Below are 1279 nucleotides of genomic sequence, written 5' to 3'. Positions count from 1 at the left end.
CACCCTCGCCATGGCGATCACGTCGTTGGCCGCCGTCGCGGCCTGCGGATCGGGGGGAGCGGGTGACCAGGCGTCGGGGCCGGTCACCATCGAGTTCTGGGGCTGGGCCCCGGGCTACGAGAAGTCGGTGGAGCTGTTCAACGCCTCCCACCCCGGCATCAAGGTCACCTACAGCAAGATCTCGCCCGGCTCCAAGGGCGGCTACACCAAGATGCTCAGCGCGGTGAAGGCCGGCAACGCCCCGTGCCTGGCGTCGGTCGGCTTCGAGACGCTGCCGACCTTCGCCGCCGCCGGCGCACTGCAGGACGCGACGGCCGCCGCCGCACCCCACGCCAAGGAGTACGCCCCCTGGGCGTTCGCGCAGTCCGGGGTCGACGGGCACACCTACGGCCTGCCCGTCGACATCGCCCCGATGGCACTGATCTACCGCAAGGACCTCTTCGCCAAGTACGGCATCACCCAGGCCCCGAAGACGTGGGACGAGTACGCGGCGGACGCCGCGCTCATCCACGCCGCCGACCCGAACGCCTACATCACCTACTTCGGCAACGACGCCTACAACTTCGCCGGCCTCGCCTGGCAGGCCGGCGCCAAGTGGTTCACCACCGGCGGCGACAAGTGGACGGTCGACGTGAACGACCCCGCCACGAAGAAGGTCACCGCCTTCTGGCAGAACCTCATCGACAAGAAGCTCGTCAAGACCGTCCCCAGCTTCGACACCGCCCTCTACAAGGGCATGGGCGAGGGCACCATCCTCTCCGACGTCAACGCCGTCTGGGACACCCCCATCCTCGCCGACAGCGTCAAGGAGACCACCGGCAACTGGGCCGTCGCCCCGATGCCCGTCTGGGACGCGGCCACCCCCACCGCCGGCAACGCCGGCGGCACCCCCAACACCGTCCTCAAGGGCTGCAAGCACGTCAAGGAGGCCGTCGAGTTCGCCCACTGGTTCGGCACCGACCCCGCCAGCGTCAGCAACCTCATCAAGGAAACCGGCATCTATCCCGCCGCCCTCACCGGCCTCGACAACCCCGCCCTGGCCGAGCCCAACCCCTTCTACGGCGGCCAGAAGATCTACGACGTGTTCAAGGACAGCGCCACCAGGATCGACCCCAGCTTCCAGTGGGGCCCCGTGATGACCAAGACCTCCGGCGCCCTCGGCGACGGCCTCGGCAAGGCCGGCACCGGCACCACCACCCTCGACGCCGCCCTGGCCGACACCCAGGCCCAGACCCTCGCCGAGATGAAGACCCAGGGCATGGAAACCGGCTGACCATCA

The 1279-nt window shown here is 69.2% G+C and carries 1 protein-coding gene; it reads left to right on the top strand.

The features are described 5' to 3' along the window. Window positions 1–1273 (top strand): ABC transporter substrate-binding protein (locus IE329_RS39870; protein ID WP_308438445.1); only part of this gene is annotated, 1273 nt, incomplete at its 5' end. Window positions 1274–1279: the final 6 nt, after the last annotated feature.

The sequence above is a fragment of the Kitasatospora indigofera genome (assembly GCF_014655955.1).
GTDB lineage: Bacteria > Actinomycetota > Actinomycetes > Streptomycetales > Streptomycetaceae > Kitasatospora > Kitasatospora indigofera.
This window is presented reverse-complemented; position numbering and strand designations above follow the sequence as displayed.